The organism is Rosenbergiella metrosideri, assembly GCF_022602565.1.
Taxonomy (GTDB): domain Bacteria; phylum Pseudomonadota; class Gammaproteobacteria; order Enterobacterales; family Enterobacteriaceae; genus Rosenbergiella; species Rosenbergiella metrosideri.
The window spans coordinates 126329-150749 of the sequence record NZ_JALBCV010000008.1 but is presented as its reverse complement, the minus strand read 5'-3'; the positions used below and the strand labels follow the sequence as shown (position 1 = coordinate 150749).

Genomic DNA, 24421 nt, shown 5'->3' with positions numbered 1-24421 from the left:
TGATGAGTCGTCACGATAAGCCACGATTTACCCATGGCCTCGTCTCGCGTCGTAATATGTTAAAAGGATCGTTAGCCAGCGCGCTGACGCTCCCTGCCCTCTCCCCAACACTGGCCTCTGCCACAGAGGCCAGCGAGAAGGATAATATCGACCTCTCCCATCAGTGGCCATTTTATGGCGACCATGGGCAAGCAGGCATTACGACACCGCCCCAACGTCATATTATGTTTATGACTTTTGATATGACGACGCCCACTCAGCAAGCACTGCAAATATTGCTCGCCCGCTGGTCGGCGGCTATCGCTCAATTGGTTCAGGGTGCAGCCGTCGGCACCGTCGAACCCTCGAGAGTAGGCAGTGTTGGTACGGATACCGGCGAGGCGGTAGGTCTAGACCCCGCTTCCTTAACCGTAACGATTGGCATGGGCCCCTCGCTTTTTACCGATGCTTACGGCCTTGCCGCAAAATGTCCTCCACACTTACGGCCGCTGGCGGCATTGCCCAGTGATAATCTGCAACCAGAATTGACTGGCGGCGATCTCTCTCTGCAAGCCTGTGCCGATGACCCGCAAGTGGCCTACCATGCTATTCGCGTCTTAGCCCGTATTGCTAAAAGTACAGGAACCGCCCAAACCCGCTGGACCGTAATGGGCTTTGGTCGGGCCTCCGCAGGAAAAGGCCAAGAGACCCCACGCAATTTATTTGGTTTTAAAGACGGTACCCGTAACTTAGTTGAGGACACTGAGTTTTCTCAACATGTATGGATTAAAGATGGCCCCACTTGGCAGCAAGAAGGTAGTTATCAAGTGGTGCGTAAAATTAAGATGAACATTGAGAACTGGGATACTGATCGCGTTAGCGATCAAAATCAGGTATTTGGTCGCCATAAACTCTCTGGTGCGCCACTATCAGGCACCCATGAATTTGATCCTCCTGATTTTCACAAACAAGACAGCGAGGGCGAATTAGTGATACCGGCTACCGCGCATATCCGCTTAGCAGCGCATGAAAATAATCAAGGAGTGAGGATTTTACGGCGGTCTTATAACTACACCGATGGGTTAAATCCGTATGGGCAACTTGATGCTGGATTACTGTTTATCAGTTACCAGAATGATCCTGCCCATTTCGAAACCTTGCAGCGTAAACTAGGGGCCTCCGATGCCCTAAATGAATATATCTCGCATATTGGTAGCGGACTATTCTTTGTACCTCCTGCTGCAAAAGAAGGCAGTTATATCGGTGCAGCGCTTTTTAGCTAGCGCGCAATCCGGCAGATAAGCGCGTTGTCACTTATCTGCCGCAATCCATCGTACCGGAGAGCGATCCCCCGTTATTGCAGGTACTCTTGATTGGCCTGTTGGAAGCGATCACGCACCTGTTGTGAAGGCCCTTTTCCGCAGAGACTGACCAAGACGATCGCCACTGTCGCGAACAGGAAGCCAGGGATAATTTCGTACAAGCCAAACCACGCAAACTGTTTCCAGATGATAACCGTAAGTGTCCCGGCAATCATACCGACCAACGCCCCGTTACGGCTCATCCCTGACCAACACACGCTAAGCAGAATCACCGGCCCAAATGCCGCGCCGAAACCGGCCCAAGCATAACTGACTAAGCCTAGTACCTTATTTTCTGGATTGCTGGCTAACGCTATCGCAATCAGCGCAACAATAAGCACCATTAAACGACCTACCCATACTTTCTCGCGTTGGCCCGCATTTTTACGAATGAAACCTTTATAGAAGTCTTCCGTTAAAGCACTGGAACACACCAGCAGCTGGCAACTCAACGTTGACATCACTGCCGCTAAAATAGCGGAAAGTAAAATACCGGCGATCCAAGGGTTAAACAGAATACGCGTTAGTTCAATAAAAATACGCTCGCTATTACCGTTTACCTCCGCTGCCTGTGAGGGATTATCAGCAAAATAGGCAATGCCAAAGAAGCCGACCGCCACCGCACCACCTAAACAGAGAATCATCCAAGTCATGCCGATACGGCGTGCGCTACGCATGGTGCGATGGGAATCGGCAGCCATAAAACGCGCTAAAATATGCGGTTGCCCGAAATAGCCCAAACCCCAGCCGAGTAACGAGATAATCGCCACCACGCTAAGATTGTTGAAGATATTTAAACGCTGTGGATCAATATGGCGAATAATGTCTAATGAACTGTCTACGCCACCCACGGCCATTATTACCATCACTGGTGTAAGAATCAGTGCGAAAATCATTAAACTGGCTTGAACGGTATCGGTCCAACTGACCGCCAAGAACCCGCCTAAGAAGGTATAAGCAATAGTTGCTGCCGCACCTGCCCAGAGGGCCGTTGTGTAGTCCATACCGAAAGTACTTTCGAAGAGTCTCGCCCCCGCGACGATACCTGAAGCACAATAGATGGTGAAAAAGACGAGAATAATCAGCGCTGAAATAACACGTAAGATTTTACTGTGATCTTCAAAACGATGAGTAAAATAATCTGGCAGGGTTAAGGCGTTGCCGTGATGCTCCGTTTGTACCCGTAGACGGCCAGCGATAATTTTCCAGTTAACCCAAGCACCAAGCACTAAACCAATCGCTATCCAACTTTCCGAAATTCCCGATAAGAAAATAGCGCCAGGTAGCCCCATTAATAACCAGCCACTCATATCGGAAGCACCCGCCGATAACGCGGTCACTAAACTGCCCAGACTGCGACCACCCAAGATGAAATCGTCAAAGTTTTTCGTCGAGCGCCATGCCATAAAACCGATAAGTAACATTCCTGCAATATAGATACAGAACGTCACTAACAAGGGAGTACTTACCATGATTAATCCTCTATTTTATTAGTATTATCAATGAGTTTTCCTAATTAAGATATTCTTTTTTTTATTGCTGCTGTCCATCTTTCACATCATGAAAGTTGCACTATTGGTTGCAACTGACACAAACTTTTAACATAAAAGCGATAAGCTTCACTTCACTCTTTACAAAACAGGGATCTGGATCAAATTTTTTTATGCTGCAAAGCGTTTTATTTGAACTAAATCGCACTTATAACTGCTTTTATTTTGAATAAATCCACTAGTAATTATTATTTATTTAATTTTGTTCACTTTTTTTCTACAAATGGGTTGCGCTAAAGGTGCAACTCAAGAGATAGTCAAGGTGCAACCTTTTATCGACTTCTTTAATGAGGAACTGGCATGGCACACACCACCATGGGCGTAAAACTTGATGATGAAACCCGCGAACGACTTAAGCGTGCAGCGGTAAAAATAGACCGCACACCGCACTGGCTAATTAAACAGGCTATCTTTAACCTGCTTACACAGGTTGAAGCGGGTGAAACCATTTATCCGACGGCTTCCGCCTCGTCGACTGAGCCGAATGCCCAAGATGCCGCCGATATCGCTACGCCTTATCAGCCTTTCTTGGAGTTTGCAGAGCATGTCCTGCCACAAAGCGTCAAGCGTTCTGCAGTGACTGCCGCATGGCGTCGTCCGGAAGTGGATATGGTGCCTATGGTGCTTGAACAAGCGAAAGTGAGTCCAGAGGTTGCAGAGAAAGTCCATGCCCTAGCCCTGCACTTAAGCGAAAAATTACGTAATCAGAAGAACCAAGGCGGGCGTTCCGGTTTAGTACAGAGTCTTTTGCAAGAGTTCTCCCTTTCCTCTCAGGAAGGGGTTGCCTTAATGTGCTTAGCCGAAGCCCTATTACGAATCCCCGATAAACCAACGCGTGATGCGCTTATCCGCGACAAAATTAGCCATGGTGATTGGTCTGCTCACCTTGGACAAAGTAATTCCATGTTCGTCAATGCAGCAACTTGGGGATTACTGGTTACCGGAAAATTGGTGTCAACCCACAACGAAGTCAACATGTCGCGTTCCCTCAACCGCATTATCGGGAAAAGTGGTGAACCACTGATCCGTAAAGGGATCGACATGGCGATGCGCCTGATGGGCGAACAATTTGTCACCGGAGAATCTATTGCCGAAGCCTTAGCGAATGCCCGTAAGTTAGAAGATAAAGGCTTCAGTTACTCATACGATATGCTCGGTGAAGCCGCACTCACTGCCGAAGATGCCAAAGCCTACCTGCACTCTTACCAACAGGCGATCCATGCAATTGGGAAAGCGTCGAACGGTCGGGGTATTTATGAAGGCCCGGGCATCTCCATTAAACTTTCGGCCCTCCATCCGCGCTATCAACGCGCGCAATATGACCGCGTGATGGAAGAGCTGTACCCTATTCTCAAGTCTTTGACGCTGCTTGCCCGCGAGTACGATATTGGCATCAATATTGATGCAGAAGAGGCTGACCGTCTTGAACTCTCATTAGATTTACTTGAGAAGCTCTGTTTTGAACCCGCACTGTCTGGCTGGAACGGGATTGGCTTTGTTATTCAAGCTTACCAAAAACGCTGTCCTTTTGTGATTGATGAACTGATTGATTTGGCCGCGCGTAGCCAACGTCGTCTTATGATCCGTCTCGTTAAAGGCGCATACTGGGATAGCGAAATTAAACGTGCGCAGGTGGAAGGTCTGGAAGATTATCCGGTCTACACTCGTAAAGTGTATACCGATGCCGCCTATATTGCGTGTGCAAGAAAACTGTTAGCGGCGCCTAATCTGATTTATCCGCAATTCGCTACACACAATGCCCATAGCTTAGCAACGATCTATCAGTTGGCAGGCAATAACTACTACCCTGGCCAATATGAATTCCAATGCTTGCATGGCATGGGTGAACCACTTTATGACCAAGTCGTCGGTAAAACGGCCGATGGGAAACTCAATCGCCCATGCCGGATCTATGCCCCGGTGGGTACTCATGAAACCTTACTCGCTTACTTAGTCCGTCGCCTGTTAGAGAATGGAGCGAATACCTCCTTTGTTAACCGCGTCGCCGATAAATCGTTAAGCGTTGAAGATCTGATCGTCGACCCCGTCGCAACCATTAATACCTTCACTCGAGAAGAAGGACAGGTAGGGCTTCCGCATCCCCGTATTCCTCTGCCAAGGGAGCTGTATGGCAGCCGTGCTAACTCCTCAGGTTTGGATATGGCGAATGAACATCGTTTAGCCTCGCTATCCAGCGCCCTGCTCACCACTGCCTCGCAATCGTGGATTGCCAAACCCGTGCTGGGTGTAGAGAGCGAAAATGCTGCCGCACAACCGGTACGCAATCCCTCTTACTTAACTGATATCGTTGGCGAAGTCATCAACGCCAGCGAGGCACAAGTCGATCTTGCCTTAGATGCGAGTCATGAAGCCAGCGCAATCTGGTTTGCAACACCGTCTGAAGAGCGCGCAGCAATTCTGAAACGCGCAGCGATGTTAATGGAAGGTCAATTACAATCACTGATGGGGCTGCTGGTGAGAGAAGCCGGTAAAACCTACGTGAACGCCATTGCTGAAGTGCGTGAAGCCGTTGACTTTTTAACCTACTACGCAGACCAAGTGACCCAGGACTTTGATAATGAGACACATCGTCCTCTTGGCCCAATCGTCTGTATTAGCCCGTGGAACTTTCCGCTGGCAATCTTTACCGGTCAAGTTGCTGCGGCACTGGCAGCAGGTAATACTGTGCTGGCTAAACCGGCGGAACAGACGCCGTTAATCGCTTATCAGGCTGTATCGATCTTATTGGAAGCCGGTATTCCGCAAGGCGTGCTGCAATTTCTTCCAGGTGATGGGGAAACTGTGGGAGCCCGTCTGGTGGCCGATAAACGCACACGCGGGGTGATGTTTACAGGGTCGACAGCGGTCGCCACCCTACTACAACGCGAACTAGCTAAACGCCTCGATCCACAAGGCCGTCCGATTCCACTTATCGCCGAGACCGGTGGGATTAACGCGATGGTGGTCGACTCTTCAGCGCTGACTGAACAAGTCGTGGTAGATATTGTAGCCTCAGCTTTTGATAGTGCCGGCCAACGTTGCTCCGCATTACGTTTACTCTGTTTACAGGAAGATATCGCAGATCACACGCTTAAAATGTTACGAGGGGCCATGGCAGAATATCGTGTCGGTAATCCAGAACTACTGACCACCGATATTGGCCCGGTGATCGATGAAGAGGCACGGGACAATATTGTTAATCATATTGACGATATGCAGCAGCGTGGCTTTAAGGTGACTCAATTCAGCTGGCATGGTGAAAACGATGCGCAGATTCTGTCACAAGGTACCTTCGTTCGCCCGACCCTGATCGAGCTTAATTCAGCAGCCGATCTCACCCGTGAGATCTTTGGTCCGGTATTACATGTGGTGCGCTACAACAGTAAGCACCTCACTCGACTACTGACTGAGATTAACCAATTAGGCTATGGGCTGACCTTTGGTGTACACAGCCGCATCGATGAAACCATCAGCCTAGCCACTGAACGTATGCATGCCGGTAACCTCTATGTTAACCGGAATATGGTCGGTGCCGTTGTCGGGGTGCAACCCTTTGGTGGTGAGGGATTATCAGGTACCGGGCCTAAGGCCGGCGGACCACTCTACCTCACTCGTCTCCTATCGAGTGCGCCGAATAACGCCTCGAAAGTGACACTGTCACGGCTACCATTGCATTCTACCGCGGATCAGCCTTCAGATGTTGCTCCAGTAAGCGCCTTACAATTGTGGGCTGAGCAGAACGACCATAGCGTTCTTGCACAGGCGTGTGAGATGTACCGCGATACTACGGTGTCGAATCGTATCGCGTTACTCCCAGGCCCAACAGGGGAACGTAATACCTATCAATTACTCCCGCGTGCCCGCGTGCTCTGTATCGCTAAACAGCCTTCTGATCGACTGATTCAGTTAGCCGCCGTCACCGCTTGTGGCAGTCGCGCACTCTGGCCTGATGATGCCGAGCACCGTCAGCTACTCGCTACCCTGCCGGATGCGGTACGCAACTGTATCGATCTCTCGGCTGAAGCCATTAGCGACCGCTATGATGCCGTCATATACCACGGTGATACCGATCAACTCTCGACGTTATGCCAACAAGTGGCTGAACGTTCAGGACCAATCGCTATCGTTCAAGGCTATGACCAAGGCGAAACCAGTATTGCGCTGGAGCGCTTCTTATTCGAACGCTCTGTCAGCGTCAATACAGCAGCAGCCGGGGGCAATGCAAGCTTAATGACGATTGGTTAATCGATAAAAACACAGCAAGGCATCTCCCCATGCCTTGCTTATCCCTTTAATCGACTACTGAGCCTTTTGATAGCTTGACTATGAATCTGACTGACCCGAGACTCCCCCACCCCCAACACCGCCCCAATCTCTTTTAGATTCAACTCATCTTGGTAATACAAACTGAGTACCTGTTGCTCTCGTTCAGGAAGCAGCCCAATCGCCGCAATAATCTGTTGACGCAGATCCTGATCAACCAAGGCGTCGAGGGGGTTTTGATCGTCCGAAGCCAGAAATAAATGGTCGATCGCATCGCTATGGTCCTCATAGAGTGTATCTAATGAAAATAACTGGCTATTGTTCGTCTCCATCAGAATGGTGCGATACTCTTCTCGACTGATATTTAGAGCAGAGACAATCTCTGTTTCTGTTGCATGACAGCCGCTTCTCTGCTCAATTTTGGCAATTGCCGCGGCAACATTTCGCGCGTCTCTGCGTACGCGACGTGGTGCCCAGTCTAGATTGCGCAATTCATCTAGCATTGCGCCACGAATACGCTGAGCGGCATAGGTGGTAAACGCAGTGCCTTGCTGAGCATCATAACGTGATATCGCATTCATCAACCCGATTGCCCCCGCTTGGATTAAATCATCAAGATCAACACTGGCGGGCAAACGTACCTGTAGCCTCAATGCCTCATGCCGTACTAACTGTAGGTAGCGCGGCCAATCAATGGCTTCACTCTGCAATCCTTCCTGATTATATAGACACTCCACTGTGCAGTTCCTGTTTCTCTATTTATTCATACTGAATATTATCGAGGGTAGGAATCATTTCTTATCGCAGGAAAAAAACATGCTTTTAGGATGAGCTTGAAGAGAAGATTTTCTTCCTGCAAAACGGTGTAACATTGAGCATCGAAATTAAAAACGGCCCGAGTCCACTTTGGGAGTCGGGCCGTCAATACCGCTAGGTTAAGAGGTTTTTTCTTTAGTACTGCCGTTATTAGCCTTGTAAAAGAGATAAAACGGTTTGTGGGACTTGGTTCGCTTTAGCCAGTACAGAAGTTCCCGCCTGTTGCAAGATTTGCGCACGTGACATGCTTGAAACTTCTGTCGCATAGTCCGCATCTTGGATTCGAGATTGTGAAGCGCTCAAGTTGTTCACTGTCGTGTTCAGGTTATTAATGGTCGATTCGAAACGGTTTTGAATCGCACCTAAGCTACTGCGCGCGGAGTCGACTGAGGCAATACGTTTATCGATCTCGGCAAGTGAGGCATCGTCCCCACTGACAGTGAAGGCTGCGCCCAGTGCAGAGGATTTAAAACCATCATCCGTTAATGAGATAGTAATAACGTTTGCTGCCGCGTCATCATTCGCACCCACTTGGATATTAATACTTTGATCGCTATCGAATAATTTGATGTTGTTGAAGGTCGTCGCGGTACCGATACGGGTAATTTCCGATAGACGTGCGTCGACCTCTGCTTGAATTGATTTCACGTCTTCGGCACTGTTGGTCCCATTTTTCGCTTGAACTGTCAGCTCACGAATACGCTGTAAGTTGGAGTTCATTTCGTTTAACGCACCCTCTGCGGTCTGCGCCAGTGAAATGCCATCCGTTGCATTACGCGAAGCCTGTGTTAACCCACGAATGTTAGACGACATGCGGTTGGCAATGGCTGACCCGGCAGCATCATCTTTAGCACTATTAATACGCAGCCCAGAAGAGAGGCGCTCAATGGCCGTCCCCAATGCCGATTGTGATTTATTCAGGTTATTTTGAGTGGTTAGAGACATGATATTGGTATTAATAACAGCCATATTCAATTCCTTTTCTCTGAGTGAATGTTACGTACTGCGTCTCAGTACGTGGTCAAAGGGATTATCGGCAGGTGCTGAATGAACTTTATCGATCGCGCAAAATTAACTGCTGCTGACTAACTGTTTTGTCTATTTTGCCGATAAAGATTTTACAATTTTTAGATAGAGAGGACATCATGGCGGTTATTAATAGTCTAGACATCGGAAACAGTACACTCAATCTCGATGCAATGTATGCTGAGTTAGAAACCTATGAATCACAAAGCTTAACCCCCATTACCCAGCAGGCCACCACCGTTCAAAGCCAAATATCGGCCTTTGGCCAGCTACGTAGTGCATTAGAATCGTTACAAAAAGCCACGACGGCCCTTAGCTCGACCTCAGCATTGAATTCAACCAGTATCATCAGTACCAACCAGTCGTTTACTGCAACCAGTAACAGTAATGCAAGCGTCGGCAGTTACCAAATCAATGTCAAACAGCTTGCTACCGCTCAGACGCTGCTTTCGCGTGCCATCAGCAGTAACAACCAGCCTCTCGGCATGGCGGGTGCGCAAAATCGTACTTTGACCTTACAAACCGGTGATGGTGAGCCAGTAACCATTGCCTTAGATGACAGTGATACCAGCCTTAATGGTATCATCAATGCCATCAATAAGAGTGGTGCTGGGGTCGTGGCAACCAGTATTAAGTCGAATGATGGGGAGTATTATTTGTCACTCTCCTCGAAAGAGACAGGGGCAAATAATACCCTGAGTGTCTCAGTCTCTGGCGACGATCAGCTGCAGGCACTGATAGGTTACTCAGGAACTGATTCGGCGACGGGTATGCAGCAAACGACAGCGGGACAAGATGCCATCTTAGTCGTCAACGGTATCGAGGTACAAAGTGCGTCAAATACCGTCACCGACGCACCTTATGGTGTGACCTTAAACCTTAAAGCGGTTTCGAACGGCGAAGAACGTCTGGAGATCGCCAATAATACCGCTGACGCCGTAAAGAATATCAAAGCCTGGGTGACTGCCTACAATAACGTGCAATCAGTTATCACCAACATCACCAAATACACTGGCGGTAGTACATTGTCGAGCGATACCAGTTCGAATGGCCCGTTAATGGGTAACGGTACAGTGCGTGATATTCAAAATCAGTTACGCTCAGTGCTAAACACCACACAATCGGGTGCCTTAACCATTATGGCTGAGCTGGGGATCACCCAAAATACCACTAAAGCGGCAGATGGTAGCATTGGTACCTTGAATATTGATGAGACCAAGCTTTCCTCGGCATTAACTTCAACGCCTCAGGCGGTTTACCAGTTCTTTTTGGGCGATGGGAAAACCACAGGTTTTAGTACCCTAGCCAACAACGCTCTCGATAATATTTTAAGTGACAACTATTCATCAAAAGGCACGCTGACAACGGCAGTCAATGCGTTAAATGACACTTACGATAAATTAGAGGTTCGCTATGATCAGCAGCAAGCACGCATTGATGCCACCATGGCACGCTATAAGTCTCAGTTCGTCCAGTTAAAAAAGACTATCGCGCAGATGAATACCACCAAAGATTATCTGACGGCACAATTCTCTACATCGGACGATTAAGGTTATCGCTATGAATAAACGTCAACTCGCGAATGTGTATGCTCAAGTGGGGCTGGAAAGTTCGGTGTTAAGCGCCAGCCAACATCAATTGACGACCCTGTTATTTGACGGCGCTTTGAATGCCTTAGGGCGCGCAGCCATTTCGATGGAGCATCAGGACATCATCAATAAGGGCAACATGATCGCGAAAGCCGTCGCGATTATCGATACTGGCCTGATACAGGCCATTGAACCTCATGCTGAGGATCCCCTCGCCGGACAGCTTTTGTCACTGTTTCATTATGTTGTACAGCAATTGATGCTGGCGAATCTGCATAATGATCGCCTAAAACTCGACCACTGCCGTGAATTACTGCAGACCATTGCTGTGGCATGGCAAACGTCACTTAGCCAAGAGGGATAATCATCATGGCGTTACTTGCGGAGGTACAACAAAGCCTCGATTTACTCGATAAGATTCAGCAGGCGCTTGAGATAAAAGATTTCACCGCTTTACTTCCCCTGGCAGAGGCGTATTCACACACTGTGCAACATTTAGAGGAAATGGATAATCAAACAATGATTCAGCAGCTATTGGCTGCTCAGGAGGGGGTCGAAACCTCTCTCTATCAATTGCAGAGAGAGGTTAACGCGCAAATTGAACAGGTGACGCAAGATAAAATCAATCATGCCTATCATGCGGGTTAACCCCGCCTGATACGCTCATTATTGACCGTCAATCTCAATATTTTGAATGGTCTCTGCTTGAGGTTGAGCCTTTGCTTCGGCAAGGGCTTTTTGGCATGCTGCGCTAGGTGAAGAGACCTTAGTCAGGGTGAGTCGATCGTAGTGCAACATACCGTTCTCACGGGTTAACGGCATGATACGAACTTGATGATTGACGTTAACCCATTGATTATCAATCCGGCTCAACTTCCCTGGCTTAGCAATCACGCGTTGCCATTGACGACAGTCTAAGGTGTTCCCCGCCGGGTCAATAATTAAATAGCCGACGGCATCTTTACTGACTAATCCGGATTGTGGGCCTGATGTCCGCCATACCCCTTCCAGTGATTGTGGCGCTGGCGTTTTGACGATAGTTTGATAATTAGTAATCGGACTACAACCCGCAAGCACGAAAAGTGACAGTAATAATCGAGTTTTCATATGGCATCCCTACAGATTTTTTCTGGCGCTAAGGTATAATGTTTCGCTAGCACAATGCAAGCTAGCTAATGACTAACCCTGACATCTTTGCCTGAAACGGGTATAATTAATTCAGATTCTTACAAAAGCTAGGCCCTTCGATGAAAACCCCAGAACAGTACTATGCCCAAGCCCGCGATATTTTTTTCTCAGCCCACCCAGACTTTCAAGTGGCACTCGATGAAGTGACTGAAAAAGATGCTCGCGATAATGGCATGACGGTAGAACAACTGCGTACTCTTCATGCTGAGCGTATCTACGCCGCATTTATACGTCAAAAACAATTAGACGGTATTATATTCTCTATTCAATTAGTCGAAACGGATAATGCCGTCGCCGCGCAAGCGATTGAGAGTTACCTGCGTAGCCACGCTGAGGCACTAGGAATGACATGGGAAGAGTTCTGCGAAAAAAACCATCTATAGTCAAAAAAGCTCACGTTAACGTGAGCTTTTTTTGGGTGCTACTGCATCGTGACTAAACGAGCGGCAAATCCAAGAAACAACAGACCTATCATTGAATTTCCAACCTTAGCAAGACGCTGGCGTGAGCCAATCGCGCGAGTCAGCGACGAGCCACTAAAAATAAGCACGCTGAGATAACAGAAGCTCGCGATTTCTAATACTGTCGCCAGAATAAAGAAGGCGATGCCCGGATGCGCACTCTGTACGTCAATAAACTGTACGAAGAACGACACGTAAAATAAGATCGCTTTGGGATTGGTCAGGCTTAACACTAAAGCGCGTTTAAACACCGCACCCCGCACTTTTTTACTCGGCGCTACAGCGCTCTGTTCACGCTGGCTAAACGTGGTGTAAAGCATCTTAAGCCCCAACCAAAGCAGATAACCTGCACCAAGGTAACGCACCACATTAAATAGCACCGGCGTAGTGTTGATTAAGGTAGCAACCCCTGTGTAAGCCAGAAACATTAATACCGCGTCGCCAATAAATACTGCCGCCGCCGCTTGGTAACCGCTCTTTACCCCGCCGCTCATACTATTCTTCAAAACAAAAAGCGTATTAGGACCCGGTATCAAGACTAAAAAAATAGCTCCTGCGACATAGGTCCAGAAATTCAGCACACCATACTCTGCAAACACGATAAACCTCGCTCAATACACGCTTAACATGTCAAAAAATAGCGAATAAAAGGGAGCCAATGATAAAGATTGCCGAGCCACAACGCCAGCCAAGGTGAGCTTTTTTTGTGCGCTATCACAGATATTGTTTTTACTTATGATAGCCCATTGAATTTCTTGAGTTTTTTTCTTATCCGTTTAAGGTAGAAGAAAATAATTCAAAAGGTAAAGTTTAATGTTAAGCAAATACACACTCTCCGCCCTCGCGTTACTCGTTTTAGCGCCAGCCCCCTTCGTCCAAGCCGCTTCCGCTCCCGCCGTCGAAGCCAAAAATGGTATGGTGGTGACCTCGCAAGACTTAGCAACTCAAGTAGGGATTAATATTCTGAAACAAGGCGGCAACGCCATCGATGCCGCGGTAGCAGTGGGGTATGCCCAAGCCGTCGTCAATCCTTGTTGTGGCAATATCGGTGGGGGTGGATTTATGACCCTCCATTTGGCAAACGGTAAGGATACCTTTATTAATTTCCGCGAGATGGCACCCGCCGCCGCCAGCGCAGCAATGTATCAAAATGCCCAAGGCGACTTGATCGCCGGTAGCAGTCTCTATGGCTGGAAAGCCACTGGCGTTCCCGGTACGGTGATGGGTATGGAAATGGCACGTCGTCAATATGGGAAACTCAGCCGCCAAGCGGTAATGGCCCCCGCGATCAAGCTAGCGAAAGAAGGTTTCATCCTCACCCGTGCGGATACTGACATTCTCGACACCACGGTGGCGCATTTTAAACAAGACCCGGCGGTGGCGAAAATCTTCCTACGTCCAGACGGTACCCCGCTACAACCTGGTGATCGTTTACGGCAAACCGACCTCGCGCGTACGCTGTCACGTATCGCGAAAGAGGGTCCAGATGCTTTCTATCATGGTCAATTCCCTAAAGCCGTTGAACAGGCGTCTAAAGCCGGTGGCGGTATCATTACCGCCCAAGACTTTGCACAGTATCACGCCACCGAACTCGCCCCGCTCACCTGTACCTATCGTGGCTATACCTTTGTTTCAGCGCCGCCTCCTAGCTCAGGCGGCGTGACACTCTGTGAAACACTGAATATTTTGGAAGGCTACGACCTGAAATCGATGGGCTTTAACTCTGCCGCAATGGTACATACCTTGACGGAGGCACTTCGCTTTAGTTATGCCGATAGAAATACCTACTTAGGCGATCCTGCCTTCGTTCAAAACCCCGTGGCCAAATTAATGGATAAGCAGTACGCCGCATCGTTGCGTGAAAAAATTCAAAAAGATAAGGCGACGCCCTCCACAGAAGTTAAGCCACTGATAGCCACCGGTGAAAAGCCGGAAACGACACACTACTCCATCGTAGACCACTATGGCAATGCCGTATCCACCACCTATACGGTGAACGGACGCTTTGGTGCCGTGGTGATGGCACCCGGTACAGGGGTATTAATGAATGATGAGATGGACGACTTTACCACCAAAATTGGGGCAAAAAATCTCTATGGTTTAGTACAGGGGACTGCAAACAGTATCGCGCCGGGTAAACGCCCACTCTCTTCCATGAGTCCAAGTTTGGTTACCAAGGAGGGTAAAGTCTTCTTAGTGCTCGGCTCGCCGGGGGGATCACGCATTATCACTATTACCTTAGAAACTGCCCTAAATATCATCGACTTTGGGATGAAACCACAAGAAGCGGTGGACGCGCCTAGGATCCACCATCAGTGGTATCCCGATGAGGTCTACTACGAGAAAAATGGTCTCTCGGCCGATACCTTGAATATTCTGGGTAAGATGGGCTATCACACGGTCGAGCAAACGCCTTGGGGCGCAGCAGAGCTTATTATGGTCGGGCTTCCGGGTGCTGCGGGCGTAGGCACACCAAGTTCAGGTAACGACAGTGCCGTTTCGGGTAACGTCAGACCGGGCTTTTTGTATGGGGCGAATGATGTCAGACGCCCAGCAGGATCAGCCCGCGGCTATTAGCCTTAGTGATAAACCCATTATCTGACCGATGGGGATTGCCTCTCGTTCAGTCCGTGAGATAATGGGGGCTTTACCCACTAAGGAATGATGCATCATGAAATTAGGCTATCTTTTCCCCGTAGCGATCATCGTTGCGGGGGTTGCGTTACTTATTTGGTTTATTGCCAGTGGCGCTTACTTGCCGGGTTCGTAATTTTTTCGCAAACTCTGTGAACTTTATGAAAAAGTGCCAGTCAGAATAGGTATAGCACCTCAATGCTGTTACATCCTGAATACTGCAATAAAATTTTTCCCGTCTTTATGGCGGGTTTTTTTTGCCTGTTCTGCCTCACCTTTATTCAAAACAAGTTATCGCACAAATAATCACAAAGTTAACTAATAGAATGTTGATTATCATGTAAGTCGTACTACGCTTAATGACTGAAGACATACTCTTTTCGTCCGGAAAAGAACAGTCACCCCCCGATGACTGTCAGTATGTTCATTCGAAATCCTGTTATGTTCCTACTTCCCGCTTCGTGCGGGTTTTTTTTATCTGACATTACGCACCGGCGCTATTCTCAAGTGACTTTAACGTGGTATCACCGCCGCCTCCAAGACTGAGCAATCAGCAATATCTATTCAGCCCCATCATAAAAATATCATTTAAGCGTTAACTTTCCATTTAGCTAGCCGACAATACACTATACTTATTCCTCTCAGCCCCATAAGGCGGAGATTCCTCCTAATCCTACTTAGCCCAACCCTGGTTAAAAGGAGATTGCTGATGACTAAAATAGCGTTCCTTGCCCCTTTTTTTGAGGTGGATATCGTTGACATTCAAATTATCGAACTCTACTCCTATCGTCTCTATAACGAGCAAGAAGAAGAGCGCCTTCTAGCCCTCTCTACCCTTATCGTCAATGACGCACTCATTAAACTCTATGATCCGCCCCTATCGCCTTGACCGATTAAGTAAAGGGTTATTAGGCTTAGCAACGATCGCTCGCGACATAATCCTTTCCTTCCTCCCACCTACGCTTCGTCGTTCGCTGTTAGAAAAGCCCTTTTTTGTCTCCCCGGATACTGCAATTTTGTTAAAGAGTGCTAAGCTTGAAGTACCACGCTATTTTCTGAGTAAAGCCGATGAATCAAAACAAAAAAAATGAGACTCACTCCCAAGAAATCGAGGGTAAAGAGAATAAAAAAGGTGAAGATATCGAAGTGGATGAGGAGAATCTTCCCTCACAGGCCATGGCTACCCACGAGCATATCCGTCAAGAGGGTGAAAAAGAGCTGGAACGCGATATTTGGGCACTATTATGGTCAGCAATTGCCGCGGGATTATCAATGAGCGCCTCGCTGTTGGCGAAAGGGATTTTTCATGCTGAGTTAGGCCATTTTTCCGGTAGCTTGCTGATCGAAAGCATCGGCTATACCTTTGGCTTTATTATCGTCATCATGGCTCACCAACAACTATTCACCGAAAATACCATCACTCCGGTACTTTCCGTAATGCAGAAGCCAACCGCCAACAACCTCTATCTTCTATTGAGACTGTGGACTGTGGTGCTATTGGGCAATTTGATTGGGACCGCTATCGTGGCGTGGGCATTTGGCTATATGCCGGTCTTTGATCCCGCCATTAGACAAGCCTTCCACGATATTGGCATGAAGGTGATGGAGAATACTCCAACACAAATGTTTGCTAAAGCAGTAGTTTCCGGCTGGATTGTCGCCACCATGGTATGGATGCTGCCGTCGGCAGGGAATGCCAAAATACTGGTTATTCTGCTGATGACTTGGCTTATTGCGGTCGCCGATACCACACATATCGTGGTAGGCACCATCGAAGTCCTTTACCTTGTGTTTACCGGTGCACTGCCTTGGCAATCCTTCGTTTGGCCGTTCGCCATTCCAACACTACTAGGGAATATCTGTGGCGGAACTTTCATCTTCGCGCTTCTCAGCCACGCGCAGATCCGTATGGATATGCAAAAAGACACTTCTGCTTCGGTAGAACATCAGTAGCAACCTGCCGTATCAGCCCTTCACCGGGGCTGCTACGGCCACCTAAGCCTAGATCATACCCAATACCGGATGCGTAATATAAGGCGCTTCTAACTGGGCAATATTTTCCTCTGACAGCGTGATCTCCAAAGCGTCTACCGCTCAATAATCTGCTTTTCTGCCGTCGTACCGGCTATCGGCGCCGTCACCGCGGGCTTACTTAACAGCCAAGCTTGTCGCGTCCATCGGCGTAAGCGGATCAAGGCGATTGATGACTTTCACGATTCACTCTCCGGCCTACGCACTCAAGTTCGTCCCAGGAACTACGAAATGTTACAGCCCGACAAAAGTATTGTACTGACTTATTTCCAGTCTACCCGGAGTCACGCCATGTTTTCAGATAATCGGCGCGTTTCTGATAATAATCAGTTTCGTAGCCAAGACACCCTAGTCCGTTATACCTATCGCTATCGTCCCATAACCCTTCTCAGTATCGAGCCGCAACTTATGGTCCCTTGGGTAAGGGCTAATACGCTCGCTGATGTTAAGCCCTTGGGGGATAACCTTCGGCAACGTCGATATCATATTAGGATGAACTTTTAAATTCAGTGCCAACCACAGCGATATTTTCTCCCTCGCCTCCTATCGCTATGCGCCTATCGATCATCATCAGAGTGATCAGGCCGTCAATAGTGGGGGCAATTATTGTCGCTATCTGTTGCAAGCCACGTATGTCCATCATTTCAGCGAACAGTGGTTCTTGGATACAGGGCGATGTGTCAGGGGTGAGCACTAATCACCGTTGTGGAGTATCGCACGACAATCAAACACAAACACCTAAATACGAGTACCAACTCTATCTTCGCTATAATCTTGAGTCGGCAACTCAATTAGCCTTCGGGGGCAGTTGGAATAAAGGCGCAGGCGCTATCAACAATCACCATACCCTAAACGATAAGCTTGCTACCTGTTATCTTCGTCTCTCGGCTACACATATTTTCACTGCCGCTTTTCAAGCAGAGCTCGCCTTGGGCCGTGATCTTAGCGTCGAAAAAGGCGTTAAACAGGATAGTTTACTTAGCGTACGACGAAGCATTATTTTTGACGAACACACACATAAAAGCTTTACGCGCTACTGTTATCTCTGCGAAGAAAACACTAATTTACACTCTATCCAGCGCATTATGCGTAGTTATTTCAGTTAACCTTGGTAGCAGCAAGCATTACTTCTCAGTAAAGTGACAGTGTCACTAATAGTGACACTGCTTTCTGGAAGGGGATCAATTTACGCCAACGTTAAGGGTGAAGCATCGCTGGCAGGTAAAGGTAACGCTTGACGCAAACTTGGCAAGGCTACCTAGGTTGCTTTGTCTGTTAGAGATTATTGATAAGTGAAATTCATCCCGACGATTGACTGGACTTTCCCTGCGGTCATTTGCCCACTGGTGGGTTGGTATTGAGCCGTCAAGGTAATGTTTGTTCCAGAAGAGGTGACTTTACCGAGTTTGATGGTATCCCCAAACTTAACCGGCGTACCGTCTTTGAGAATCTGAACCCCCACTCCGCTTGCCGAATCGGTATTTCCTTCGAGCACATTCTTCAAGATAGTCCCTGCGGAGTCGACAGTCGTACCACTGAGGGCATAGTTAAGATTTTTATCGGTGGCACAGTGAACATTGATTGTAAAAGCTTGCTGGCCAGGATAATTAGGGAGTTGTACGGTCAGATTTCGGTTATCGACATCACAGCCTCCTGTTGGCACCACGACGTTATTAGAGGCGTAGATATTCCACGCGTAATAATAGGAGTCATTACCAACATTATTGGTTTGGTGAAGCACTAATGAAGCGATTAAGGTACCGGCATTAACCACCACCCCCTCAGCGGTACTGATGGGCGTCAGTAATAGCCGCGTGGGCCAGGGCGTATCTGTCTTGGATCGATAGAGCACTCTCGACGTTTCACTCGTTGTCGGGAATGAGTAGCTTTTACTATTATAGATCACAGAGCCAGTAAAGTTTTTCAGCACCCCGTTGAAGGAAGAACCCGACGCCAGCGTCACGTAGTCGGTAATACTTGCCGGATAGTCGTTATGACAAAAGATACTGTTCGCTAAGTCGACGACTAGGTTGCCGCCTGATTGAACTTGAGGAGTCAGGTTAACATAAACGTTAGCGTTTCCCCCGCCAACTGGGATCGTCACACCGGCAGCCGTTTTGCAGGCGAAAGCCTGCGCACTAGAGTTGAATAAAAAAAGCAGGCTGAAGCACAATAAGATGTTTTCATAACTTTAATCAGTAATAAGATTTCTCCCAATATAAACGTTTTTTTTCGCCGACGGTCAAAAATAAACTAATCATCTTTCATTTATTGATAGTTGAGAACGATGATGGAAACGGGTGTTGGTATAGTTGCGGAGTTATTCAATCGGCTTTCGCAACGCGTAAATAAGCCTTCGATAAGAGATCGTAAGAAAGCGTGAAGCTTATTTTATGAGATTATCGATATTTCAACCTGTCTAAAGGGATGCTGACTGTGGTGGCACCCTATAAAAGGAGGAAGTTATCTCACTGTTGAGAGCAGACTTTATGAACAAGAAAGGCCCACTTATATCGAGTTCATCCGGCCAAAAGCTAGGCCTTAGCGAAATTCGGCGCTAGAGAGCGATGATAATCTCCATCGACGGGATACTGTCGTTAGGGAAACTCAAGGCTGATTCGTCGCCTTGCAGAATTTATCTAAGAATGAGCTGGCTGAGAACTGTTATCTATCTCTTTCGCTTCATAAGTGCCCGCACCAAGTTAAAGTCTATTTTTCAATAATCCTGATAACGACCCTAGGAATAATGCTTCGCGGAGTCAACGTAGTCAGCCTTTGCAATCGAACGAACCACCAATGGAGTTCGACAATGATGTGCCCTTCAGTAGCCAGCAATAACCACCCTCCCCACCTAATTTAAGGTTATCCCATGAACTTACCCGAAAAAAATCGGCGATATTCTTACGCCAGTAACTTGGTCAGTGAGAGGAATTAGCACGCTTTCCTGACGTTTTACGCAAAAGAACACTAGCGACTCTTTGTTGGGTGAGACCTGGTCAGTGAGGAGAGGTAATCGCCAAGGTTATATTTAGGCATGGTGATGTCGATGACCAACGACGGCAAAACTCCTGACTGGAATACTGGTTACACCGAGCAGGGAAAGCACAGGGCTGATAATAACAAGGCAGCATTTAATCCTCCGCTACCAGAATCCATGCTGGCAGTACGTACAAGCAAGCGTGATGAAAAGGTGAAAGAATAGGCTGAGGTTATGTGACAGTCTGGTGGAGTCGTCATATCTAAACTTAACGATCGCGGCGGTTCAAGTGATTAGAGTGATAATCATAAACTACCTTTGTTGATACCATAATCCGAACTCCTTCATCACTTCAACTACTGGTATGATCTTAGTGCCATCCTCTGTAAGTTCATAAGTAACCATTATTGGGGAGGTCGGATAGACAGTTCTTTTAACTAAGCCCTCTTCTTCCAGCTCCCTCAGATCAAGCGTCAGCATTCTTTGCGAAATATTGGGCATTAGTCGGCGAAGGTCACTAAACCTTTTAGGGTCACCAATCAAATAAGAAATAATTAGGAGTCGCCATCTACCACCGAGGATTCTCATAGCTTCCTCTACCGAGCAACCACTTAAGTTCTTTTTCATAATATTAGCCTATAGGTATACTTTTTTTACCTATACCACAAAATTATGCCTTCTTCCTTTTTTATCTCCTCTCTTGGACAATAAACATAATTACTCAGGAGATTAAAAATGAAGCTTTATTACATACCTGGTGCATGCTCTTTATCGTCACATATCATCATAAATGAGTTGAAGTTACCTATTGAATTGGTAAAAGTAGAGCATTCGACTCAAATTACTGAACTTGGTGAGGATTATTTATTAATAAATCCCCTAGGTTATATACCTCTCTTAGTTTTAGATGATGGTTCTCAATTGACTGAGGGTTCAGTTATAAATCAATTTTTAGCCGACCTCAGACCGGAGTCTGAATTAATACCTCCGCATGCACTATTCGAGAGATATAAACTTCAAGAAACCCTGAGCTTTCTTTCAACTGAAATTCACAAGGGTTTTATTCCATTACTCTATAGCAAGCTATCAGGTCGTTATGGCACTGACACCGCCAAGCCTAAGTTATTGGCTAGATTTGAATGGCTAGATAAAGAGATGGCTGGAAAGGATTATCTTAATGGAAGATTCTCGATTACAGATGCATACCTCTTTGCTCTGATAAAATGGGGACAAGCTAGCTGGCTAAAATCAACTTACAATGCCGATATTAACTTCGACAGGCTAACTAATTTGAAAGGTTGGTACGAGAGAATGATGACAAAGGAGTCAGTGAGAAAGTCTTTGAGTGAAGAAGGACTTGAATAATAAAAGCGTGGAATGCTGATAGACATTCACGATATTTCAGAATAACTAATAAAGTCGCCCTAAGTGGCGACTTTCTATTGGCTTTATGAAGGAAACCGGCACAACCCCATCGCCTAGGGAGGCTAACTTATAGTGGAGAGTAAAGTGAGTATAAAAAGAGAATTGACTGGCTGAAGAGCCGCATCTCAAGCATGGAGCAGTGCCGAGATGAAATGCCATTTGGCTTGAATGAAGATGAATCTATGGAGCCTTCTACTCATAAGAATTCATTAGCATCACTAACGGCAAATCCAGTGGCTTTCTTAAAAAGAAAGAATGCGCTGACGACAAAGTATTCTCAATTTGCTGCAAGGTAGAACCTGCACTTTACCCCGCACCGCCAGTGGCGGAGATTAAGTTTCCTAATCGAAAAGAATTACCTGATTGGGTAATGGACGAGAACGATTTCTTCATATGGTACGAAGCGATCGAAGGGAAAAGAGAGCTAAGTGATATTGGTTTATGGTCGGCGCTGAAGGAATTAAGTAAGCTTAGAAAATTAACGCAATGGTGCATTGTAGGGGGGCGCCCCCTGAAAGTGATACCCTGTGCCTTGATACTGATGGTATTGGCGAAATATGGACCTTCATTATGAGCACGGTGAGCTAATCCCGAATACCGGCGGGGAAGTAGAGTTTACTCACTGGATGCCTTTACCGGGGTTACCATAATGACAATCGACTTGACCCTACTCTAATCATCAACACTCAAGTATTACCCCTCAATAACACAATCAGCCCCACCCAATCACAATGCGGGCATCAGATAGAGGCTATGAAAGATATTCAGCCTAAGCATGAGCTTGTGTGTGGTGGAGCATGGAGAAGGATTTTGTTAATGACATCCACGCAAATTTTAAATTATGAACAATTTAACTCCTAAATAATAGCTATTCTCATTAATTCAACTAGGCTCAGGTATCCTACGGCTATTTGATATAAGGAAAAATTATATGTTAAATGAGGAATTTTTCCATTCTGAATTGGGTTACTGTGTAATCCATCTTTCATGCTTAGGAGAGGAGATAACTTTCGGTAAAATCAGAGAGTTATGGGTTAACAAAGCATCATTAAATCATACTCAGGTGAATTTCTTGCTAACAGAATTAGCTAAATTAGAAATTAAAACCAATAAAAAAAAAGTAGACAACATCATCACATTCAGGAGACCTGATGTTAGGTAGTTGTAAAATTTAAGGTGGGGTATTAGGATAAATTAAGTCAATTTTAGAGTTAGTAATAATAAATAGGTGATTATTGTGAAAACTTACATATTAGAATCAATCATTGGCCAAGCAACATTATGTCTATTAGAGCACACGGATTCCGTGACTAAAGAAGATATTTTATTTTATGTATCTAATAATCGATTTGCCTTAGGTTTGAATGGTAATCAGATACAAAACATAAAATCAGCTCTTAATCGCAGTGATATAAACTAAGTGAATGAAATCAACCCACTAAGGCGGTTTTTTATTACCTAAAGGCAGCCACTATGTTCGCAGATATAGCAGACCAAGCTGACGCAGAAGCGGAACAACACCTAAATGCAGCACTGATAAGAAGAGTTAGACCGGAGCCAGCATCAGCCAATCACTGGAACGGCAATTGTGGCGAGCCATCGGTACCCGGCACAAGTTATTGCTGCTGTGAGTGCCGTGAAGATGCTGAGAAGATTGCACGCGCTAAAGTTTTAAACCGTCACTAAACCCCTTAAATTAACCCACCCTATTCGCACCGATAATCAGCGGCATCGTCATGCCTGCGGGAAGGTAAAGGAGAATGCTATGCAACAATCTTTAGTTTTAACTCTCGCTAAATGGGTGACCGAGGACGTATTAACTTTGGTTACCGGATTGAAGCCGGGGATGATTAAACGTGCTAGGGAGCAATCATGGATGCTTGGCAGAGAATATGCCCATGTGTCATCTGATGGGGATCCTAAACCTAATAACCAGTGCATCTATAAAGTTGAGGCAATAGAAAAGTGGATTGATTCTTTAGCTCCTAGTTAGGTTGTTCATTAATATAACCGGAGAGTAATCATGAAAGAAAAGAAATACCCCACCGGCGTTGAATCGCACGGTGGATTTCTGCGTTATTCACGGGCGTGCGACATGGAGAAATATGGCGCACTAACCTGGGGGGATGTGGACATTAAAAACAGAACCATTAACGTAAGGGGCAACCTCACATCGAAAGGATACTTCACGGTCCCCAAAACAGACTCGGGTATCAGGAAGATTTATTTAATCGATTCTGCGTGGGAGGCAATATACGATCAAATGGAGTTAACCCGCATGAGGTCAGAAAGGGAATCAAGGTCATCAAGCGGGAGTATGGTAAACGGGAAACTGAAGTCGTTAACTTCGTGTTTAACCCACAACTCTAACAAAAAAGATAGCAACTACCATTACAGTGTTTTATCGCTATCTCAAACTTGGAAAACGGCTTTGACTGTTGCAGGCATCAGAGGCAGGAAGGCATATCAATCTCGTCACACCTATGCCTGTTGGTCTTTAGCTGCTGGAGCTACCCCTGATTTCATTGCTAACCAAATGGGTCATACCAATGAATAAATGGTTCACAATGTTTATGGGTCTTGCATGCCTGAAAATGATGAAACTCAGAGCGATGTTAAACAATAAATTAAACGGATCTGCCCCACCAGTGCCCCATGGGCTTAAGACGGTAAACACATAATTATATTAATCATCAACTCACCCCCCTACACCGACATATTCATTACTTCGTTATAAGCCGCAATCATCTTATTACGCACTTGCACGCCTAATTGAAGTGAAACCGTGGCTTTCTGTATCGACACCATTAAATCATTGATCCCCACCTCGCTGTGGCCTAGTTCCACCTCGCGAACTTGTTGTGCGGCATGATCTTGGTACTGACTGATACCATTAAGCATGGAGGAAAACACCGATGAAAAGGGCTGTTCCGCCCCCTCGCGACGAGTTGACATGGTCGATAAAGGTGTTGATTCAGGTAAGTTAATGGCTGATACCCTAGTCACGATAAATCTCCTAAGTGTCAAAGTATCATCACACTTTAGCAGCCTGCTAATGATTCAAATCTAAAAATTAACCCCGAAAAGATCCCCTCATTCGACCATTACTTCCTTTCAGAAC

26 protein-coding genes are annotated in these 24421 nt (G+C 46.7%); 18 read left to right on the top strand and 8 right to left on the bottom strand.

Translation table 11 applies throughout. From position 1 onward, the window contains the following. Nucleotides 1–2: 2 nt before the first annotated feature. Nucleotides 3–1262, top strand: coding sequence for an iron uptake transporter deferrochelatase/peroxidase subunit (efeB, locus tag MKR94_RS10030; RefSeq protein ID WP_241646770.1), 1260 nt, complete (start codon nucleotides 3–5; stop codon nucleotides 1260–1262). A 71-nt stretch (nucleotides 1263–1333) separates the two neighbouring features. On the opposite strand, the gene putP is transcribed toward efeB, so the two are convergent. After that, the gene (gene putP / locus MKR94_RS10025; RefSeq protein ID WP_241646783.1) at nucleotides 1334–2815 is read right to left on the bottom strand and encodes a sodium/proline symporter PutP; all 1482 of its coding nucleotides are present in this window, start codon (nucleotides 2813–2815) and stop codon (nucleotides 1334–1336) included. A gap of 375 nt (nucleotides 2816–3190) precedes the next feature. Here putP and putA point away from each other — a divergent pair, with 375 nt between their 5' ends. After that, nucleotides 3191–7135 carry a trifunctional transcriptional regulator/proline dehydrogenase/L-glutamate gamma-semialdehyde dehydrogenase gene (gene putA / locus MKR94_RS10020; protein WP_241646769.1) on the top strand — a complete coding sequence of 1315 codons (3945 nt, stop codon included), beginning with the start codon at nucleotides 3191–3193 and terminating at the stop codon, nucleotides 7133–7135. 38 nt (nucleotides 7136–7173) lie between these two features. Here putA and MKR94_RS10015 read toward each other — a convergent pair whose 3' ends face one another. Further along, complete coding sequence (locus tag MKR94_RS10015) at nucleotides 7174–7890, bottom strand: RNA polymerase sigma factor FliA (RefSeq protein ID WP_241646768.1); 717 nt, start codon at nucleotides 7888–7890, stop codon at nucleotides 7174–7176. A gap of 229 nt (nucleotides 7891–8119) precedes the next feature. Next, nucleotides 8120–8938 carry a flagellin N-terminal helical domain-containing protein gene (locus MKR94_RS10010; RefSeq protein ID WP_241583408.1) on the bottom strand — a complete coding sequence of 273 codons (819 nt, stop codon included), beginning with the start codon at nucleotides 8936–8938 and terminating at the stop codon, nucleotides 8120–8122. A gap of 176 nt (nucleotides 8939–9114) precedes the next feature. Here MKR94_RS10010 and fliD point away from each other — a divergent pair, with 176 nt between their 5' ends. From fliD to MKR94_RS09995, 3 genes are read left to right on the top strand one after another with little or no spacing between them, the layout of a single operon-like run. Further along, complete coding sequence (gene fliD / locus MKR94_RS10005) at nucleotides 9115–10545, top strand: flagellar filament capping protein FliD (protein WP_241646767.1); 1431 nt, start codon at nucleotides 9115–9117, stop codon at nucleotides 10543–10545. A 10-nt stretch (nucleotides 10546–10555) separates the two neighbouring features. Beyond that, the gene (fliS, locus tag MKR94_RS10000; RefSeq protein WP_241646766.1) at nucleotides 10556–10948 is read left to right on the top strand and encodes a flagellar export chaperone FliS; all 393 of its coding nucleotides are present in this window, start codon (nucleotides 10556–10558) and stop codon (nucleotides 10946–10948) included. 5 nt (nucleotides 10949–10953) lie between these two features. After that, nucleotides 10954–11232: a hypothetical protein gene (locus MKR94_RS09995; RefSeq protein WP_241646765.1), complete on the top strand. Its 279-nt coding sequence runs from the start codon at nucleotides 10954–10956 to the stop codon at nucleotides 11230–11232. 18 nt (nucleotides 11233–11250) lie between these two features. Here the strand turns inward: MKR94_RS09995 and yedD are convergent, their stop codons facing one another. Further along, the gene (yedD, locus tag MKR94_RS09990; RefSeq protein WP_241646764.1) at nucleotides 11251–11691 is read right to left on the bottom strand and encodes a lipoprotein YedD; all 441 of its coding nucleotides are present in this window, start codon (nucleotides 11689–11691) and stop codon (nucleotides 11251–11253) included. Between the two features lie 140 nt (nucleotides 11692–11831). On the opposite strand from yedD, the gene MKR94_RS09985 reads away from it, so the two are divergent. Then, nucleotides 11832–12155, top strand: coding sequence for a DUF6388 family protein (locus MKR94_RS09985; protein ID WP_048911141.1), 324 nt, complete (start codon nucleotides 11832–11834; stop codon nucleotides 12153–12155). 38 nt (nucleotides 12156–12193) lie between these two features. Here the strand turns inward: MKR94_RS09985 and leuE are convergent, their stop codons facing one another. After that, complete coding sequence (leuE, locus tag MKR94_RS09980) at nucleotides 12194–12832, bottom strand: leucine efflux protein LeuE (protein ID WP_241646762.1); 639 nt, start codon at nucleotides 12830–12832, stop codon at nucleotides 12194–12196. 214 nt (nucleotides 12833–13046) lie between these two features. On the opposite strand from leuE, the gene ggt reads away from it, so the two are divergent. The 6 genes from ggt (at nucleotide 13047) to MKR94_RS09950 (ending at nucleotide 18004) form a co-directional block, all read left to right on the top strand. Beyond that, complete coding sequence (gene ggt / locus MKR94_RS09975) at nucleotides 13047–14810, top strand: gamma-glutamyltransferase (RefSeq protein WP_241646761.1); 1764 nt, start codon at nucleotides 13047–13049, stop codon at nucleotides 14808–14810. A gap of 94 nt (nucleotides 14811–14904) precedes the next feature. Then, nucleotides 14905–15003 (top strand): YoaK family small membrane protein, encoded by a 99-nt coding sequence (locus MKR94_RS09970; protein ID WP_143056398.1) that lies wholly within the window; start codon nucleotides 14905–14907, stop codon nucleotides 15001–15003. A gap of 573 nt (nucleotides 15004–15576) precedes the next feature. Beyond that, on the top strand, nucleotides 15577–15756 hold the full coding sequence (locus tag MKR94_RS09965) for a hypothetical protein (protein ID WP_241646760.1): 180 nt from the start codon (nucleotides 15577–15579) through the stop codon (nucleotides 15754–15756). Between the two features lie 179 nt (nucleotides 15757–15935). Beyond that, nucleotides 15936–16820 (top strand): formate/nitrite transporter family protein, encoded by an 885-nt coding sequence (locus tag MKR94_RS09960; protein WP_241646759.1) that lies wholly within the window; start codon nucleotides 15936–15938, stop codon nucleotides 16818–16820. Between the two features lie 309 nt (nucleotides 16821–17129). After that, complete coding sequence (locus MKR94_RS09955; protein ID WP_241646758.1) at nucleotides 17130–17402, top strand: hypothetical protein; 273 nt, start codon at nucleotides 17130–17132, stop codon at nucleotides 17400–17402. Nucleotides 17403–17530: 128 nt separating this feature from the next. Next, on the top strand, nucleotides 17531–18004 hold the full coding sequence (locus tag MKR94_RS09950; RefSeq protein WP_241646757.1) for a hypothetical protein: 474 nt from the start codon (nucleotides 17531–17533) through the stop codon (nucleotides 18002–18004). 176 nt (nucleotides 18005–18180) lie between these two features. On the opposite strand, the gene MKR94_RS09945 is transcribed toward MKR94_RS09950, so the two are convergent. Continuing rightward, nucleotides 18181–19077: a fimbrial protein gene (locus MKR94_RS09945; protein ID WP_241646782.1), complete on the bottom strand. Its 897-nt coding sequence runs from the start codon at nucleotides 19075–19077 to the stop codon at nucleotides 18181–18183. 867 nt (nucleotides 19078–19944) lie between these two features. Between MKR94_RS09945 and MKR94_RS09940 the strand changes: the two genes are divergently transcribed. Next, on the top strand, nucleotides 19945–20100 hold the full coding sequence (locus MKR94_RS09940) for a hypothetical protein (protein WP_241646756.1): 156 nt from the start codon (nucleotides 19945–19947) through the stop codon (nucleotides 20098–20100). 87 nt (nucleotides 20101–20187) lie between these two features. Here MKR94_RS09940 and MKR94_RS09935 read toward each other — a convergent pair whose 3' ends face one another. Further along, nucleotides 20188–20502 (bottom strand): winged helix-turn-helix transcriptional regulator, encoded by a 315-nt coding sequence (locus MKR94_RS09935; RefSeq protein WP_241640528.1) that lies wholly within the window; start codon nucleotides 20500–20502, stop codon nucleotides 20188–20190. 108 nt (nucleotides 20503–20610) lie between these two features. On the opposite strand from MKR94_RS09935, the gene MKR94_RS09930 reads away from it, so the two are divergent. The 5 genes from MKR94_RS09930 to MKR94_RS09910 all read left to right on the top strand — a co-directional run bounded on the left by MKR94_RS09930 (nucleotide 20611) and on the right by MKR94_RS09910 (nucleotide 23857). Beyond that, nucleotides 20611–21240, top strand: a complete 630-nt coding sequence (locus tag MKR94_RS09930; RefSeq protein ID WP_241646755.1) for a glutathione S-transferase N-terminal domain-containing protein — start codon at nucleotides 20611–20613, stop codon at nucleotides 21238–21240. Nucleotides 21241–22231: 991 nt separating this feature from the next. Beyond that, the gene (locus tag MKR94_RS09925) at nucleotides 22232–22462 is read left to right on the top strand and encodes a hypothetical protein (protein WP_241646754.1); all 231 of its coding nucleotides are present in this window, start codon (nucleotides 22232–22234) and stop codon (nucleotides 22460–22462) included. Between the two features lie 311 nt (nucleotides 22463–22773). Then, nucleotides 22774–22986, top strand: a complete 213-nt coding sequence (locus MKR94_RS09920; RefSeq protein ID WP_241646753.1) for a hypothetical protein — start codon at nucleotides 22774–22776, stop codon at nucleotides 22984–22986. A gap of 79 nt (nucleotides 22987–23065) precedes the next feature. Continuing rightward, entirely contained in the window at nucleotides 23066–23293 is a 228-nt protein-coding gene (gene xisR / locus MKR94_RS09915) for an excisionase family protein (protein WP_241646752.1), read from the top strand. Nucleotides 23294–23323: 30 nt separating this feature from the next. Then, a complete protein-coding gene (locus MKR94_RS09910; RefSeq protein WP_241646751.1) occupies nucleotides 23324–23857 on the top strand; it encodes a site-specific integrase in 534 nt (177 codons plus the stop codon). A gap of 149 nt (nucleotides 23858–24006) precedes the next feature. Here MKR94_RS09910 and fliE read toward each other — a convergent pair whose 3' ends face one another. Next, the gene (gene fliE / locus MKR94_RS09905) at nucleotides 24007–24306 is read right to left on the bottom strand and encodes a flagellar hook-basal body complex protein FliE (protein WP_338328021.1); all 300 of its coding nucleotides are present in this window, start codon (nucleotides 24304–24306) and stop codon (nucleotides 24007–24009) included. Nucleotides 24307–24421 lie beyond the last annotated feature (115 nt).